We start from the raw sequence: 17,386 nt of genomic DNA, 5'->3' as shown, positions 1-17,386 counted from the left end.
ACAGTCTTCCCGTGACCTATACGTAATCTTTGTATTTATCTAGGAAGCGAACCGGTTTTGATAGCGCATCACGACGGAACGGGTCGCCCAGTTCTTGTGTACACATGATTTCAATAACCGTCGTTTTGCCTTCGTTCATCTGCATATCGATGGCTTTTTGAAGAGTTGGGCCGACATCTTCTAGTTTATCAACCGTGATCCCTTCAGCGCCCATCGCACGTGCAATTTCCGCGAAGCTTTGGTTATCTAACTCGCCTGCAACGAATCGGCGGTTGTAGAAATCCACTTGGTTTTTCTTCTCTGCGCCCCACTGACGGTTGTGGAATACTACTGCAGTCACAGGAATGTTGTGACGAACACATGTCATGGTTTCCATCAGGCTCATTCCCCACGCACCGTCACCGGCATAAGAAATAGCTGGACGATGTGGTGCAGCAGCCTTCGCACCAATAATGGTTGGGAATGCGTAACCACAGTTACCAAAACTCATTGCTGCAAAGAAGCTACGTGGCTTTTCAAAACGCAGATAGCTGTTAGCAACCGAGTTGATGTTACCAATGTCGGTAGAGACCATGACATCTTCTGGCATCGCCTTTTCCAACTCACGAAGCACTTGGCGAGGGTGGAGATACTCACCACCGGAGAACGGCGTTTCTTGCGCGTTTTCTTCAATCATATCTAGGCTGAATGGGTCACGTTCGTGCGTCCACTCATCCAGTTCCTTCTCCCAGAGTGCTTTTTCTGTTGCGACTGTGTCTTGGCGAGACGCTTTATTTTCGTCACATAGCAGTTCGCGACCTTCCAAACGCTCTGTTAGTGCAACTGCCGCCGCTTTAGCATCACCACAGATGCCCACGGAAATTTTCTTAACCAAGCCAAGCATCTTGTTGTCTGCATCGATTTGGATGATCTTCGCGTTTTTCGGCCAGTAATCCATACCATGCTGAGGTAAAGTACCAAATGGACCGAGACGAGTACCAAGAGCAATAACAACGTCTGCTTGCGCCATCAACTTCATTGCTGCTTTTGAACCTTGATATCCAAGAGGACCACACCATAATGGGTGGCTTGCTGGGAAGGAATCGTTGTGCAGGTAGCTGTTTACAACTGGTGCGCCAAGTCTTTCTGCTAATGCAGCACATTCTTCGACAGCATCTGCCATCACCACACCACCACCAGAAATGATGACTGGGAACTTCGCTTCAGCAATAAGGTCTGCAGCTTCATTCAGAGATTTTTCGCCACCTGGCCCTCTATCTAAACGAGCGGGTTTTGGAATTTCCGTTTGAATCTCACCATAAAAGTAGTCACGCGGAATGTTCAATTGCGTTGGACCCATCTCACTCATCGCACGGTCAAAACAACGCCCCGTGTATTCCGCCATACGATCGGGGTGCGTCACATGACCTTGATATTTAGTGAACTCTTGGAACATAGGAAGTTGGTTACACTCTTGGAAACCACCCAGTCCCATTGTTTTTGTTCCGGTTTCTGGCGTGACGATAACCACTGGGCTATGTGCCCAATAAGCTGCTGCAATCGCAGTAACACAGTTACTGATACCCGGACCGTTTTGTCCGATAACCACGCCATGACGACCAGATACTCGTGAGTAACCATCCGCCATATGAGCAGCGCCCTGCTCGTGAACCACTGGAATTAATCGAATGCCAGCAGGAGCAAAGATGTCCATTGCGTCCATAAATGCTGACCCCATGATGCCGAACATGTCAGTAACATCATTGGCGACCATAGTTTCAACAAACGCTTCTGATGGTGTCATCGTTGTATTGCCGGAAACAACCGTGCGTTTTTCTTGCTCGCTCATCCTTCCCTTCTCCTTGAGTTGAACTAAAATTTCATTTTTCGGAATGAATTGTCTCTTTTTTAAATTCACATTCACCTTAGTAGTAGAATTTTTGCGCGTCAATTTTTTATCTTAAATTGGAATAATTCATTCCAATTAATAAAACTAGATCACATTATTGATAGTTTTTTGTACAAAAAGTATCGTTAACTCAAGCTACGCTGTTCATAATCGATGAACATCACCAACCGTTACCGGAAATTTGCACGCTATATAGAGGGAATGAGCAATGAAAGAAAAGGAATGGGTACCGACGAAACAGGTTAGCGTTAGAGAGTACTTCGGTATTGATAGTGACTTAACCGTGTGGGCATTTGAGGAAGCTGGAGAATACGTTCCACAAATCGACCCCAACTACTGTTTTGATCCCGAAGTAACGTTGGCCATCCTAGCTGGCTTCTCATCTAATCGCCGAACTTTGATTCAAGGTACGCACGGTACCGGTAAGTCTTCGCATATAGAACAAGTTGCTGCCCGACTCAATTGGCCTTGTTTGAGGATCAACCTTGACGGTCATCTAAGTCGATTAGATTTCATCGGCAAAGACAGCATAGTTATAAAAGATGGAATGCAAGTGACCGAATTTAAAGAAGGGATTCTGCCACAAAGTATCCAACAACCTATCGCTTTGGTATTGGACGAATACGATGCAGGGCGACCAGACGTGATGTTCGTGATTCAGCAATTACTAGAGCAAGATGGCAAATACACGTCTCTAGAACAAAACCGTGTCATCACTCCGCATCCTTATTTCCGGTTGTTCGCGACCTGTAACACCCTAGGTCTTGGCAACTTCTCTGGTTTGTATTCCGGTACTCAAGTACTCAATCATAGCCAACTAGACCGATGGAATATCATTGCGACTCTGAACTATCTCGACCCTAAACACGAAGCTAATATCGTGTTATCCAAGAATCCGGAACTTAATAATGAGCTTGGCTTAGCACTCATCGAGCAAATGATTGCGACAGCAGGAATGACACGCAATGGATTTATGGCAGGCGATCTTTCTACCGTTATGTCCCCAAGGACCGTGCTGACTTGGGCAGAGAACATTCGAATCTTTAATGATGTCGCAACAGCGTTCCGGCTGTCCTTCCTAAATCGATGTGAAGAAGAAGAAAAGCAACTTGTTAGCGAGTACTACTTCCGATGCTTCGGCGAACCTTTGATTGCGAGCACTTCCTCCTCGACTATGGAGCAGACAAGCCATGGCTAATGTGTCGTCTCGACAGAAGAAGATTCTCGACCTAAGCGTTTCTGTTGCCCGCGCAATCAGCGGTGATGCCACGCTAAACTACCGTGGTGAGCGATTGTATAAAGGCGACCAACCTTGCTACTTTCTCTCGGCACATACTAACGATCTCACGTTTGTTTCTCGACATGAGTTAACAAAAAGTAAAATGGCGATGCAGGGAAAGATAGACTCTTCAGCATTCCGACTATTGATTTCTGACGCAAAATTGCATTACTCACTGCGTCCAAGTCATGAAGTAGAACGGCTCCTATTCGACTTTTGCGAACAAGTGCGTATCGAGTCGCAAATCCCGCTTTACTTAGCTGGTATTCAGACCAGCACTCGATTTAATTTCAGTTATTGGAGTGAGCAGTATCATCAAAACGGCTTTACCGAGTCTCGTCTCGGGATGCTTCTTTTCACTCTTATGCAAGTCATTCACACGCGTATGATTGGCGTGCCGGTTTCAGAGCCTATCGCCGAAGCGATAGAATCTACTCGCGCAGGGATCGTGCCGATAATCGGCACCTGTTTAGTTCAGCTTAAAAAAGACCGTTGCGATCAACAACTATATGCTGCTTACGCTAAGGAGCTTGCCGCGCTAGCCAGTGAACTCATAAAGCAAGAGCAGGAACAATCCAACAACCAGCCCACACCAACAGTAGAGGAAGACATAAAAATCCTCGCGCAACTTGCCTTGATTGTAGACGGCGATATTGAAGATCATGAAGTCGAAACAGACATCACTGGCAACAGTAAAGCTTTTCAATTGGCTGGATCAAATTACCAAGTGTTTAGTCGGGAGTTTGACAAAGAGGTTAGAGCCGACACTTTGGTTAGACGAGCATTACTATTGGATCTACGGCAAAAACTCACAGATGATATGATGGCTAGGCAAGTGAATACTCGCCGGTTGGCCGCTATCTTATCTAGTATTGTACAAATTCCTCAGTACACTAAACGTCAAAACCATCTCGAAGAGGGAGTTGTCAATGCCAACACTCTCACGAAGCTGGTTACGTCCCCCCTTGAACGCAACATCTTTTCACAGCCAGAATTAGGCACCTCCCACCAATGTGCAATTACCTTTCTAATGGACTGCTCTGGTTCTATGCAAAAGCACAGTCACAAAATGAGCTTGTTGATGGATACTTTGCTTAAATCGGTAGGGTTAGCCGATATCCCTTTCGAAATCCTTGGTTTTACGACCGGTAACTGGAATGGTGGAAAAGTATATCGACAATGGCTTCAGCAAAGCCAGCCAAAACACCCTGGCCGTCTGAACGAGCTTAAACATATCGTATTCAAAGACTTTGAGACACATTGGCGACGCGCTCGACTCGGCATCGCCAGCTTGCGAAAGGCTGATATTTTTAAAGAGGGCATCGATGGAGAAGCCGTCCAGTTCGCCGCCCAACGTTTAACCTCACAAGGGGCACAACGAAAAATCCTCATCATCTTCTCAGATGGTTGCCCTATGGACACCGCCACCAGCACCGCCAACGATCAGTTTTATCTAGACAACCACCTAAAGCAAACCATAGAGCGCGAATCCCACCGTAATAACATTGAGATCTACGGCGTCGGCATGGGCGTCGACCTGAGCCCCTACTATCGCAACAACATCACCCTAGATGTGCAAGAAAGTTGTTTGTTTAGTTTATGCCGAGAGGTGTTTGGGATGTTGAGAAAGCACACAGGTTAGAGTAACACTGTGGCAACTAAACATAGCTTATTTGAGGGTTTATGGGACTGTAACTAGATGGGGGACTTTTCATACCAACGCCGAAGCAGATACCCCCATTAAATACCCTCCAATAACCATCAAGACACCGAACACCGTCTTTCTCAACTGATCGTTTGATAATGGAGGCGGATAACGCCTAGCGATTAGCGTGACCAAAGCCACCAGCGGAACGGCAATGACAGATAACCAAAGGATACTGACACTCAAGCTACCGTCGAAATACACGTAAGCGGTGCGCGAAGCCGAGGTACAAGCGAAGACCATCAACAGCGTGCTGCGCACTAATTCAATAGAAAAAGGCTGGCGATAAAGGTGGTAAACAATCGGTGGGCCCGCCATACCAAATAGGCCACCAGTAAGCCCCGAACCAAAGCCAGAAAATAGAAAAGACGCAGAAGCAGAACGCCGTGTTAACGTTTTCGGTTTAAACATGAAATTGAGCCCAGCCGCTAAAATCATGACACCAAGAAGACCGCGCAACATATTGGTTGCCGATTCACTGAGTTGATCAAGCAAAAATACTCCAGCAACGACACCTGGTATGATGCCAATTACCAGAACCAACATGGTTTTAAGATCACCAGATAATGGTTTACCGACCAGTGCCACCAAACAATTGAACAAGGTAACAATACTCACCACCGCCGCAATCACAGGTAAAGCGACCAGATTTAAGCTCACCGTCAAACCAATGACAATGATGCCAAGGCCAAAGCCAGTTACTGTCTGAAAATAGGTGCCAATGACTATGGTGGCAAGAATGGCGAGTAACGTCGGTAATTCCATTTGTTTCCCTAGTTGGTTATCCCTTCTTTTATTGAAGCGGGTGGAGTGTGTTTGATGTTTCGATCTTGTTGGGCTTGCACTGCAGTAACCGCAATAACATGAAGAATATCCTCGGCGCTGCATCCCCTAGATAGGTCATTCGCAGGCTGATTTAACCCTTGCAACAACGGTCCTATAGCTACTGCACCACCTAATCGCTCCGCCAACTTGTAACCTATGTTTCCCGCTTCCAAATTGGGGAATATCAGTACATTTGATTTGCCCTTGACTTGTGAGTCAGGCAGCTTCTTTGCAGCAATTTCAGTAACAATTGCCGCATCCAACTGTACATCTTGGTCAACAGCGATGTCAGGGCAGCGCTGCTTTACAAGTTGTGCGGCATTGCGAACTTTGTCAACGGACTCATGTTTAGCGCTGCCGTTGGTGGAAAACGACAACATGGCAACTTTAGGTTCTTCCATTAATAGCGATTTGGCGCTGGCTGAAGCTGAAATCGCAATAGACGCCAGCTCTGCTTCATTCGGATCAATGACTAATCCGCAATCACTAAAAATCAAACCACCTTTGAGGTTATGAAAAGGCTCGCACAACATCATTAAAAAGAAACTCGATACTAGCTCGCTATCTGGAGCAGGACCGATGATTTGAAGCGCTGCACGAACCACATCAGAAGTAGTGTACACAGCACCATTCACAGTACCGTCGCCTAGCCCTTCTCTGACCATTAGGTTGGCGAAAATAAGTGGGTTTTGCACTTGTTCGAGCGCGTCGTTGTAAGACATACCTTTTGCTTTACGCAGCAGATATAACCGCTCTGCTAACACTTCTTTAAGCGGTGAACTCTGTGGTGAAACAATATGAATACCAGCGAGAGTCACATGATACCGCTCCGCAGCCTCTGCAATGGTTTGTTCGTCACCAACTAAGGTAACGTATGCCAATTGCTTATCGACAGCCATGCGAGCAGCGGTAAGCACACGAGGGTCTTCTGCTTCACTCAACACCACCCTCTTACGATCTAAGTGAGCTTTGTTGACAATCCTTTCTATCGCCTTCATATAACAAACTCCATTTATCGAGACATATTGTTCCATAATTTTATTTCATGTTAATGACACTAATACAAAAGATCAAATTTTATTCAGAAAATGGATATATACTAAATTGGAATGTACAATCTTAGACTTCGACGTATCGCAAGGATGAATGACTCTATGCCAACAGAAACACCACAAGTTCAAGGAGATACTCCTACGCTCAGACTTTTTGCACTATTAGAGGTGATAGCGCAAAAAGACGAGTTCATATCTCTTCAAGGATTAGTAGAAGAAACAGGATTACCAAAGCCAACCCTACATCGTATGCTGCAGCAGTTAGAGGCCGCAGGCATCATTCAAAAAGATGGGGATGAAAAGCACTATAGCTCCGGAATTCGTTTGAGAAAGCTAGCCGAGAATTTGTTGCTAAATAGCACCATGCACAGTGCCCGCCGCACGATTCTTGAGAACCTACGAGCCGAAGTGGGCGAAAGCTGTAACCTGACAGCGCTCTCCAGTGGCGAAATCATTTACCTCGATAGAGCAGAGACAGAAGCCCCGCTTCGCTTCCACTTACATCCAGGTTCGCGTGTTCCTGTTCACTGCTCTGCAACAGGCAAACTGTTTCTCGCACATATGTCGAAGTCACAGCGTAGACGCCTGATTGAAAACGTTCCGCTTACTCAATATACCGTGAACACCATCACCGAATACTCAGAATTGGAAAAAGACATTGAGGAAGCAAAGATTCAAGGTTTCGCTATCGATGATGAGGAATTCTTACCTGGCTTGGTGTGTATTGCGGTTCTGGTACCCTCTCCAACCGGGCAATCTAACCTCGGTTTAGCGATACAGGCTCCGGTTATTCGCGTTAAACCGGATGAAGCCATCAAGTTCTTGCCTGCACTACAAAAAGCAGCGAAGGCACTGGCAAAAATAGAAGCCGATAATTGGGGTAATGATTAACCCCAAACCTGATGAAAAGGCACCGAGAGCACTTAGCCCGGTAGAACTACCAAACCCAGTGGCTCTAAAAGCTGCTCTTGTTGCCAGTCGCAAATTTTTACCCCGGTGAGATCCACTCTTCTGGGGTCCAGCCCCTCAAGATCTACATGACACAAATCCGCTCCTTGAAACCGAAACTGCGACCAAGCGTCCACTGAGAATACCCCACGGCTGAGATCTGATTCTTTTAATGACGCTCCCATTAAGTTAGCCCCAATCCAACGGTTCTCAAACAGCTCGCACTTTTCTAAAACCTGTCGCTCTAGGTTGGCATAAGACAAGTTACAACCCGTGATATACGCAGAACAAAAATACATAGTGTGACTGACTTTATTGGCAAATCTTGCACGCTGGAAATTCGCCCCTTTCAAGTCACATTCACGTAGCTCTATGCCAAAACAATCAGCTCCTTCAAAATTACACATGGCTAACTGGCAATTATTAAAACTGGCATCCTTCAGATTGGCATAGTCAAAATGACATCCTTCTAGGTCCGAGGTTTCGATGAATTTACAACGCTCAAACCTTGCATCCGTGAGATCTGCCCGAGCAAAGTCACAGTGAAAAAACTGACAGTTTTCAAAAACGGCTCCAGAAAGATCTTGCCGAGAAAAGTCATGGTGACGGTAGACTTTATCTTTTATATTCATACTGTTACTCCTTCGTAGAGCCGAAAGACTAACATCGATAACGCTATTATTCGAGAATAATAACTCCATTAAAAACAACATGTTAAAACATGCCAAAATCGCTATTTTAAGGCACCTAGGAAGCATCAGGAGAGCGAATAAATTCTCTTGAGAACGCTCAGGTGTTGAAAAAAGTTTTGAGATATATCGAGACACACAGGAGCATCACTCATAATCATATTTGAACAGTCGTTCAATTAATAAATGAACGGATGTTCAAATATGAATATGATCAATAAATATAAGGATAAAGAATGAGATAAAAGATGTGAGGCATAGTTATAAGGCTAGCTTAGACTGACTAGCCCTTCACTATTCTGCTAACGCTTTTCATACAGCGGGACATTCTCTCCCACAATGTATTTCTGTCTCAGAATACTCGATACCTTATCCAGACCCATGATGATGGCGACAAGAACTAGCGTAATAAACGTCACTACATCCCAATTCCACAAGCGCATGTTCTCCGCATAAACTAAGCCGATACCGCCAGCACCAACAAAACCTAATACCGCTGCAGAACGAGTATTTGATTCCAGTTGATACAAGGTTAATGCAAGAAAAGTCGGAAATGACTGAGTAAAGATGGCAAAGCGATGTTTCTGCAGATTATTCGCTCCCAACGCAGTAAGTCCTCGTGACGGTTTCTTATCTGCTGACTCGTGACTCTCTGCATACAGTTTCCCGAATAGCCCTAGATCTTGAACGAATACCGCCATTACACCAGCAAGAGGCCCTAACCCCACGGCACGCACAAAGATCATGCCCCAAATCGCCATATCAATTCCGCGTAAAACATCGAACACACGGCGCATGAAGGTAGCAATAAAGCGAAATGGTCCTGTCATCACGTTACGAGCAGCCATAAATGACAAAGGCAACGCCACAAGAGATGCAGTTAACGTCCCGCCAAATACAATCGCCAGTGTTATCGCTATTTGCTTAAAGTAATAGGCAAACGGCCAATCCCAAAAGTCTCTCCATACAAACATATGCAGGAAATAGCTCATAATTTTGCTATTGCCCATTTCAAACTGCTTTGAAGACACGCCAAAAAACGTAAAGAACAAGAAGTAATACACCAAAACGCTGCTCGCAAGCACTGCAACAATGGTTAAATAACGTTTTTGTTGCGAGAAAATCGCTTTATTTTCTTGTTTGATTTGCTCTAACGTTAGTTCCGTCATTTTACATCTCCACTGATGACTTTTTTGCGTAGCACACCAGACGTCATGTCTATGAGCGCGACGACAATGATGATTAACAACAGCGTGATGCTGACCTGATCATGTCGACCCAAGCTAATGTTCGTCATCAACTCTTGACCAATACCACCAGCCCCAACTAAGCCAAGAATGGTCGATGAGCGAAAATTGATTTCAAATCGAAGAAATATATACGACAGAACTGTTGGCTTAATCTGCGGCCAAAAGGCAAAACGTAGTCGTTGGACTGGTGTTGAACCACACGCCGTTAAACCTCGAACTGGCTTATCAGAAATGGTCTCGATAGATTCATAAAACAGCTTGGTCAAGCTACCTATCGTATGCAGTGTCAGTGCCACGAACCCTGGGAACGTTCCGACACCATAAGCCATCACAAACATCACCGCCCAGGCAAGCTCCGGCATGGTGCGCAAGAAGGCAACAAAAGAACGCACTACCACTCTGACAGATGCAGGCGCATAACCATTACTGGCGGCTAAAAATGCCAAGATAATCGCAATAACTGATGAGACTAGAGTCGCGGCGATCGCAACATTAATGGTTTCCCACAATAGAGGGATTTGAATCGGTAGTCGGTAGCCCCAATAGATGAGTGAACCCGGAACCGCACGGCCAGTCTCATCACGACTGGCGAATAAGACATCCCATGACAACTGAGGAAGTGTGTCGTAGATATAATCAAAAAGTGCAGGCGCGTTATGTAAAATGGTTGAAAGGCTAAACTCTGCATAGTGCCCAGAAAGCAAATAAAGCAGCATAAACATGGATGACCACATAAGTGCATCCATCTTCTGCTTACGACGAGCCTGTTGGTAATATTGTTCAAACTGCATGAAATTGACCGTAGAAGTAATAAGCTGGCAGCGCCTGCCAGCTTTTAATTGGAGGGGGGATTAACGCTGAGCGAATTTGGTCGCTTTAACTAAGTCGATGATTGACTGGTATTCAGCAACACTGGTCTCTTCTAGGTGAAGCGATCCACCCGCCGCTTTGCTAAAGCAAGCGTTGTCTTCACGGTCCAGTTTCTTCACAGCAGCAACAAGCTTATCTTTGAAATCGGGGTCTAGGCGGTTGCTAACAATAGTTGGGCCATTAGCGATAAGTGGCGATTCCCAAATAATGCGGATTTTTTTCATTAGGTCAGCGTCGTGGTCCATATAACGTAGCAACGCCCCAGCGCTATACCCTTTATCTGCATCGCCCACCATTGATGACCAAGTTACCGCAGCATCAAACTGACCGTTAAGAACACCAACGATATCTTGCTCATGTCCACCAGAGAAGTTGACCGATTTGAAAAAACCATCAAATTGATTATCCATATTTCCACCCAGAGTGTTTTCTAACTGGTTGTTTGGAATAAGGAAACCTGACGTTGAATTTGGATCAGCGAAGGAGAACACTTTACCTTTCAAATCTTCAATGGACTGATAAGGGCTATCTTCCTTAACCAAAATAACCGAATGATAGCCGCGAGAGTTGTCAGTGTTATCTACTGTGATACCTACCAAATCTACCGCTTTAGGGTCGCTCAAATATATTTCAGCATAAGATTTTGGTGACATGTTGATAACCAGATCAATCTTCTCACCTAACAAACCTTGAATCACAGCATTGTAGTCACTTGAGTTGCGGATATTAGTTTTTACACCAAGCTCGGCATTGAGAAAATCAGCAACGCACTGGTTATCACCAATTTGGTCTGCTGCATTTTGACCACCTAGAATACCTAGATTGATTTCACTTGGAGCAGCCGCACTTGCGTTAAAAGTCATAGCAGACGCAACAGCGATACCAATAGATAGAAGCTTTTTCATCACTTGTCCTTAAAATTTATTGTGTCCAGTTTTCCGATTGGATTAGTTGATTTGGTCGATCTCATCGCCATAGAGACGATGTAAAACATCATCATTGAGGCCAGAAGGATGTCCGTCGTAAATCACCTTACCTTTGGCAAGACTGATTACGCGGGAACAATACTCCTGAACCAGTTCGATTGAGTGAAGATTTACCATTACCGCCACACCATCACGGCTAACTTTTTGCAGCGCTTCCATAATGCGAACGGTATTTTTTGGGTCTAACGAGGCCACTGGCTCGTCGGCAAGCAGGATCTTGGGGTTTTGCATCATCGCACGGCAAATCGCCACACGTTGTTGTTGTCCCCCAGAGAGATTTTCTGCTCGTTGTAGTGCGTACGGCAACATGTTGAGCCATTTAAGCAGTTGGATAGCTTGAGCTTTGTCTTGGTCGCTGAAGATTTTAAGCAGCGATTTAAGCGTCGAGGTATGGCTCAAACGTCCAAGCAAGACATTGGAAATCACATCCAAACGAGGCACTAAGCAAAAATCTTGGAAAATCATGCCACAGTGAGTACGCCACTCACGGATTTCTTTTCTCGACATCGATAGTACATTGTCAGTCGATAAGTCTTTATGCACATTAAGAATTTCGCCGCTGGTCGCGGGTATGGTGCCATTCAACGTATGCAGCAACGTAGACTTTCCTGCTCCAGAACGGCCTACCACCGCAACAAATTCACCAGCGTGAAGATCAAAGCTGATTCCATCTAGAACCACTTTTCCTTGTTGGTAAGACTTAGTCAAAGCGCGAGTTTCAAGAACTTTTCTACCCAGTTGCGGCGATGCAAACTCTTCTGCATCCGATACAACCGTCAGTTCAGGCATGGTCATGGCCATAAGTTTCATTCCAGTCAATAGTAGTTATTGATTGAATATTAGAGCGTGGATTTTTGACGAATTCGGGATAGTTTTGTGACTAATTTATGAACAAACAAAGTGCACCATTCAATAGAACCACACCAATAACTACTTTTAATTCAATATATTAAAGAGCAAAAACTGAGCATCTATGATTTTTGTTCTTAGAACAAAAACTCAAAACTGTGACTAATTAGTTGATCTAATCAACTAATTAGCTAAAATGGTTGACTAGATCAACTAATTGGCCTTCATTGATGACAATAGACTATCGAGCAATTAATCACGCCTTACGTGAAATTCGAATGAAAACCCGCGGCAAGATGGTGGCGGAGATCACCCGTCAAAAAGTCGAGTTTTCCCCCCTTGAGCATAAAGCTATGAGTGATATTCGTGCCTTCGGCGGCGTCTCTCAGCAGAAGTTAGTCGAGTCAATGAACCGAGATAAAGCCCAAATTGCGAGAATTATCGCAAGGCTTCATCGTCAAGATCTCATCATCAAACAAAGTTGTCCTAACGACCGACGCTCCGTTGCACTATACCTCAGCCAAAAAGGGGAAAAGCTGCTAGAACGCCTCGACCAAGTCGAAATGGAAATGATAACGGAAATGCTAACTGGGTTTTCTCAGACCGAAGCAAGCACACTGAAGCAGCTATTAGAACGCGTTAACGACAACTTGAGTTACTAATTTCACCCACAGGAGAATCATTTGAAATCAACACAACCCATCCTTGGGCAAAAAGGCACTCTATTTTTTCTCGTTATTATCAGTGCATTTCCACCATTAACGATTGACCTTTATCTGCCAGCTTTGCCTACTATGGTCGATATATTTAGTACCACTGAATCAATGGTAAACCTCACGTTAAGTAGCTATTTCGTTACTTACGCGATTGGTCTTCTATTCTGGGGGCCGCTAAGTGAGAAATTTGGTCGCAAGCCAATTTTATTGATAGGTATCGGTGCTTACATGCTTGCTAGTATTGCTTGTGCGATGGCAGGAAGCATTGAGCACCTCATTGGCTCAAGGGTACTACAAGCGTTTGCTGGCAGTGCCATTACTGTAGTCTCTACCGCCATCGTCAAAGATATGTTCGAAGGACGTGAGCGCGAGAAAATCATGGCCACTATCATGTCGCTCGTGATTATTGCGCCAATGGTCGCTCCCGTACTCGGTGCGTTTCTTCTCAAAGTCGCTTCATGGAGAATGATGTTCGTGACCTTGGCAGTATTTGGCGCGTTTGCCTCCATCTTAGCCATGTGTTACCGCGAAACACTGCAAAGTCAGTATACAGGCTCTTTGGCTCGCTCTTGGACTCGACTTGGCGTGGTAATGACGAATCCAAGATTCGTGATGCTGCTGTGTATTTTCTCAATCGCACCCATGGCCCTTATGGCCTTCTTAGCGGCAGGTTCGTACATTTACATCAATGGTTTTGGCCTGACTGAGCAAGAGTTCAGTTACTATTTCGCATTCAATGCGATGTGCGCCTCTTTAGGCCCTTCTATTTACATGAAGTTATCCCGCCATATTTCAGTACAAAAAGTGATTACTTTGTGCTTTTTTATTTTGGCACTGATGGGTGTGTTAACGCTCAGTATTGGTTCTACCGCGCCTTTGGTCTTCGCATTAATAGCCGCTCCAGCGACGCTAATGGTTATTATGATGCGAGTGCCTGGTACCAACTTGATGCTTGATCAGCAAGACAAAGACACCGGCTCCGCTGTGGCATTGATTCAGTTTTTTGCCATGATTTGTGGCTCAGCGGGCATGTTATTGGTTTCCATGCGTCCCGACGCACTCATCGCTAATTTAGGTATGATTCAACTCTCAATCGGCATTGTGGGCGGTCTACTATGGTTTGTGGTTCGCAACCGAGCATTTGTCACTGACAAGCTGGTCAAAAGTGTCTAATTAGACTCCTAAAAATCAGAAAAGGGGCAAGCGCTCCTTTTTTTGTGACTTCTCATTGCAACAAAATCCAGACCCTTTAAGCTAAAACGAACAACATCAGAAAACATTAGGGAAGTACTAGATAGTGAAGTTATTGATTTTTCTCGGCTCTGTAAGAGAAAGTACCCCACCTCGCCCCGCACGACTGGGCGCAAGAGTCAGTGATGCCTGTCAGTCTCTGCTAACACGCTTTTATCCCGAGATTGACGTGGAAATCATCGATCCTCTTACTTTGAGTTTTGATGCAGTTTTTAAACCTGAATTTGCTTACAGCCGAAGTAAAGTACCAGAAGACTTAAAGCAGCTGGCAGCGAAGATTGAACAAGCTGATGGCTATGTGATGGTCTCACCTGAGTACAATCACTCTATGAGTCCAGCACTTGCTCACCTTCTTAACCACTTTGGCAGCTCTCTGTTTTCTTATAAACCCAGTGCAATTGTGACCTACTCTGCAGGACAATGGGGCGGCGCTAGAGCAGCCGTTTCAATGCGAACTTTTCTCTCCGAGCTAGGCTGTTTGCCAGTATCTGCCATGATTCACATTCCCAATGCTGCTAGCGTATTCAATGAAAAAGGTGAGGTGCTAAACGAAGCATCTCAACAAGAGTGGGATAGCTATATGAATCGAACGCTTGCTCAACTTATTTGGTGGGCGGAAGGTGCCAAAGTTCAGCGCAGTGCCAGCGATCCAGCCGAACTTATTCATGCGTTTCAACGCGATCCTTCACAGAGGAACGCGCCAAAATAGTCAGCACTTGAAGCTATTTTTTGTACTTATGCAAAATCGCCTTGGGTATATGGCAATAATCATTGGGGTGCAGCGTGAGCCGATCTTGATGCTCGTCATCACTCTTTACATAGTTACTAAGTGGCAACACCTCTACCACGATTTTATCTGCATCGGAACGCTTGGCAATGTAGCGTTTCGCTCGCTCAAGATGTTCTGGATTTACACTATAAACTCCAGTGCGATACTTCTCTCCTACATCTACCCCTTGCTTGTTGACGCTATAGGGGTCAATGATTTCAAAAAAGAAATCCATAAGCTCCTCAATTGACACTTGGTTCGCATCAAATTGAGTTCGAACACACTCAGCGTATCCATCGTAATCACACTGTGTGGTACTCGCACTGCCATTGGCTCTACCCGCTTCGGTATTTATGACCCCAGGTAAATGTCGCATAAACTCTTGGACGCCCCAAAGGCAGCCACCAGCGAAAACTATCTCTTCCATCGTAAATTCAGTCATCCACGTCTCAAACTGTCGGCTACTTTAGCAGAATTATGCCAACATCAACTCCAACCTGTTGTTAAAGTAATACAGAAACTCTACTCCTCGACCCAGACGCTCTTAATATCCGGCCAGCCCCAGATAGTCATGGACACGCCTTGCAACTGGTCAGCAAAATTCAGAGTTTGCTTATGGTGAAACAGCGGGATTATCCATCTATCAGAGACTAACGTCGATGCGATCGGTTCAAGGGCCGTCATGTATTCCGTAGATTGATTCTGTTGTTTCACTTGTTCAAGCTCATGTTGCAGCCATTGCTCCGTGGACGGTGTTAGGCACTGTCTTAACACTCTATCCGTCGCAAGCCAAATAAACGCCGAAGACGGTCGGTTGTCATCCAAACTCATACTGATGAGGATAATCTCTTCCTCAAGCTTATGACGCGCACACAGTTCATAAAAGTCGGCATGGCTGTATTCGTTAATCTGACAGCTCACGCCAACCCGCTCCAACAAATCGGCAACTACTTGGGCGCTTTCGCGTAAAGCATGATGTTGGTAGATGGCGATATCTAGCTTCTTCGGCAAAGGAGATATCTCTGCTGGAGGAATCAATACTTTCATCCAGCTTGGCAAAAGGTTGTATGCCGCAATGCCCTGAACTCTAGCTGCGTCGTTATTGGACAACAGTTGCAACACCGACCTTGAATTCATCAACTGACCAAGATAGTGACGCTGCGTGCTATCCAGAGCTGCAGTGTGGTTGAACATTGCCAGTAAGCAGCCATCCTCAATCCGGCTCTGAGGAGTCGCCTGAGTTGATGGCTCAGTGCCGCTTTCAGTTGAGACCAAATGACTACAAACAGCATCATAGGGTGTAGGTAAATCATGAGTAACAAGTGAGGTAGAACAACTGCTTGTTCCTGCTTTTGGGAGTTGCCAGATCGTCACGCTGTCTGATAGTGCACAAAGGCCGTGATAATGTTCAAACGCCTGTAAATCAAGCTGTTCCTGAGAATGCTCGACTAGCTTAAAGGGACCACTACCAATACGAACGGAATTATTTTCTAATTGAGCGCTCGGTAATACAGAGAATCGGTAATCCGCTAGCAGTGCAGCAAAGCTTGGCTCTGGCTGAGACAGAGTGAACTCAATACACAATCGCCCCACGGCGCAGATCGTCACAACATTAGCTAACAAAGAACAATAATTAGGGTGCTGTTTAAGACGCATGAAGAGTTCAGCAATGGTCTCTGCATCTATTGGTGCTTCGTCATGAAATCTAAGATGAGGTCTTAGATAAAATCGCCAAGTTAGCGCCTGCGAGTCATAGCGCCAATGATGAGCCAGATCGGGTTTGACATTTCCCTCACCGTCACAGCGCGTCAAACAAGAGAATACTTGTCGGGTTAGGAATCGCTCACTATTTCGTAACGAGTTGGTGGTATCCAACGGTGACAATAAGCGGTCATAAATAAGCTGAATATGAACTACGCCTTCTCTTACTTGCGGACCGGCAGTTTGTTGTAACACTTGTCCGAATAACGCTTTATCCCCACCTAACAATTGCAGTGCTTTTTCATAGTGACCTTGCGAGATATGCTCTGACGCAACATTGACGACCAACGTGCTCTCAGAATGGTTGAGATGAAGTATCGAGCGTTGATTCCGTCCCACTTTGGGTTGCCAATCGATCCACCCTTTCTCGTCAAGCTGTTTAAGTAAGGTTCGACTATGCCGCGTACTGGTAAACATCAGCTCCGCAAGCTTATCTATTGTGGTACTGATGTCTTTATTCGTTCCTAATACCGCTAGACGTTGATAATACAACAGTGCTCTATCGTTACTTATTTCCGGCATTTCTATATCACTTTAGTTCCACATAA

At 45.3% G+C, this 17,386-nt stretch carries 16 protein-coding genes; 6 read left to right on the top strand and 10 right to left on the bottom strand.

The features are described 5' to 3' along the window. Positions 1 to 16: 16 nt before the first annotated feature. Positions 17 to 1,828, bottom strand: a complete 1,812-nt coding sequence (xsc, locus tag MMA19_RS11125; protein ID WP_006069821.1) for a sulfoacetaldehyde acetyltransferase — start codon at positions 1,826 to 1,828, stop codon at positions 17 to 19. 268 nt (positions 1,829 to 2,096) lie between these two features. Between xsc and MMA19_RS11120 the strand changes: the two genes are divergently transcribed. Both MMA19_RS11120 and MMA19_RS11115 read left to right on the top strand, forming a co-directional pair. Next, complete coding sequence (locus MMA19_RS11120; protein WP_088877884.1) at positions 2,097 to 3,086, top strand: AAA family ATPase; 990 nt, start codon at positions 2,097 to 2,099, stop codon at positions 3,084 to 3,086. Next, a complete protein-coding gene (locus MMA19_RS11115; RefSeq protein ID WP_240206231.1) occupies positions 3,079 to 4,809 on the top strand; it encodes a cobalamin biosynthesis protein CobT in 1,731 nt (576 codons plus the stop codon). Before MMA19_RS11120 ends, MMA19_RS11115 begins: the two co-directional genes overlap by 8 nt. A gap of 69 nt (positions 4,810 to 4,878) precedes the next feature. On the opposite strand, the gene MMA19_RS11110 is transcribed toward MMA19_RS11115, so the two are convergent. Then, entirely contained in the window at positions 4,879 to 5,637 is a 759-nt protein-coding gene (locus MMA19_RS11110) for a sulfite exporter TauE/SafE family protein (RefSeq protein WP_240206230.1), read from the bottom strand. A gap of 8 nt (positions 5,638 to 5,645) precedes the next feature. Beyond that, positions 5,646 to 6,695 (bottom strand): phosphate acetyltransferase, encoded by a 1,050-nt coding sequence (gene pta / locus MMA19_RS11105; RefSeq protein ID WP_240206229.1) that lies wholly within the window; start codon positions 6,693 to 6,695, stop codon positions 5,646 to 5,648. A gap of 156 nt (positions 6,696 to 6,851) precedes the next feature. Here pta and MMA19_RS11100 point away from each other — a divergent pair, with 156 nt between their 5' ends. After that, positions 6,852 to 7,640 (top strand): IclR family transcriptional regulator, encoded by a 789-nt coding sequence (locus MMA19_RS11100; RefSeq protein WP_006069816.1) that lies wholly within the window; start codon positions 6,852 to 6,854, stop codon positions 7,638 to 7,640. 32 nt (positions 7,641 to 7,672) lie between these two features. Here the strand turns inward: MMA19_RS11100 and MMA19_RS11095 are convergent, their stop codons facing one another. From MMA19_RS11095 to phnC, 5 genes are all read right to left on the bottom strand, one after another. Further along, entirely contained in the window at positions 7,673 to 8,329 is a 657-nt protein-coding gene (locus MMA19_RS11095) for a Qnr family pentapeptide repeat protein (RefSeq protein ID WP_240206228.1), read from the bottom strand. 359 nt (positions 8,330 to 8,688) lie between these two features. Then, positions 8,689 to 9,555: a phosphonate ABC transporter, permease protein PhnE gene (gene phnE / locus MMA19_RS11090; protein ID WP_006069813.1), complete on the bottom strand. Its 867-nt coding sequence runs from the start codon at positions 9,553 to 9,555 to the stop codon at positions 8,689 to 8,691. Continuing rightward, on the bottom strand, positions 9,552 to 10,427 hold the full coding sequence (gene phnE, locus MMA19_RS11085) for a phosphonate ABC transporter, permease protein PhnE (protein WP_240206227.1): 876 nt from the start codon (positions 10,425 to 10,427) through the stop codon (positions 9,552 to 9,554). Before phnE (MMA19_RS11085) ends, phnE (MMA19_RS11090) begins: the two co-directional genes overlap by 4 nt. Positions 10,428 to 10,487: 60 nt before the next feature. Further along, a complete protein-coding gene (gene phnD / locus MMA19_RS11080; RefSeq protein WP_006069811.1) occupies positions 10,488 to 11,411 on the bottom strand; it encodes a phosphonate ABC transporter substrate-binding protein in 924 nt (307 codons plus the stop codon). Between the two features lie 42 nt (positions 11,412 to 11,453). After that, entirely contained in the window at positions 11,454 to 12,293 is an 840-nt protein-coding gene (gene phnC / locus MMA19_RS11075; protein WP_240206226.1) for a phosphonate ABC transporter ATP-binding protein, read from the bottom strand. Between the two features lie 278 nt (positions 12,294 to 12,571). Between phnC and MMA19_RS11070 the strand changes: the two genes are divergently transcribed. The 3 genes from MMA19_RS11070 (at position 12,572) to MMA19_RS11060 (ending at position 15,017) form a co-directional block, all read left to right on the top strand. Further along, a complete protein-coding gene (locus tag MMA19_RS11070) occupies positions 12,572 to 13,003 on the top strand; it encodes a MarR family transcriptional regulator (RefSeq protein WP_240206225.1) in 432 nt (143 codons plus the stop codon). Between the two features lie 21 nt (positions 13,004 to 13,024). Next, entirely contained in the window at positions 13,025 to 14,230 is a 1,206-nt protein-coding gene (locus tag MMA19_RS11065) for a multidrug effflux MFS transporter (protein ID WP_240206224.1), read from the top strand. 124 nt (positions 14,231 to 14,354) lie between these two features. Beyond that, complete coding sequence (locus tag MMA19_RS11060) at positions 14,355 to 15,017, top strand: NAD(P)H-dependent oxidoreductase (protein ID WP_038227562.1); 663 nt, start codon at positions 14,355 to 14,357, stop codon at positions 15,015 to 15,017. Between the two features lie 13 nt (positions 15,018 to 15,030). Here the strand turns inward: MMA19_RS11060 and MMA19_RS11055 are convergent, their stop codons facing one another. Next, positions 15,031 to 15,504: a peptide-methionine (S)-S-oxide reductase gene (locus MMA19_RS11055; RefSeq protein WP_240206429.1), complete on the bottom strand. Its 474-nt coding sequence runs from the start codon at positions 15,502 to 15,504 to the stop codon at positions 15,031 to 15,033. Between the two features lie 95 nt (positions 15,505 to 15,599). Beyond that, the gene (locus MMA19_RS11050; RefSeq protein WP_240206223.1) at positions 15,600 to 17,360 is read right to left on the bottom strand and encodes an SgrR family transcriptional regulator; all 1,761 of its coding nucleotides are present in this window, start codon (positions 17,358 to 17,360) and stop codon (positions 15,600 to 15,602) included. Positions 17,361 to 17,386: the final 26 nt, after the last annotated feature.

The sequence above is a fragment of the Vibrio sp. CyArs1 genome, from assembly GCF_022432925.1.
Taxonomy (GTDB): domain Bacteria; phylum Pseudomonadota; class Gammaproteobacteria; order Enterobacterales; family Vibrionaceae; genus Vibrio; species Vibrio mediterranei.
Note: the sequence above shows the minus strand (reverse complement) of the source record. Positions and strands in the feature narration are given on the sequence as shown.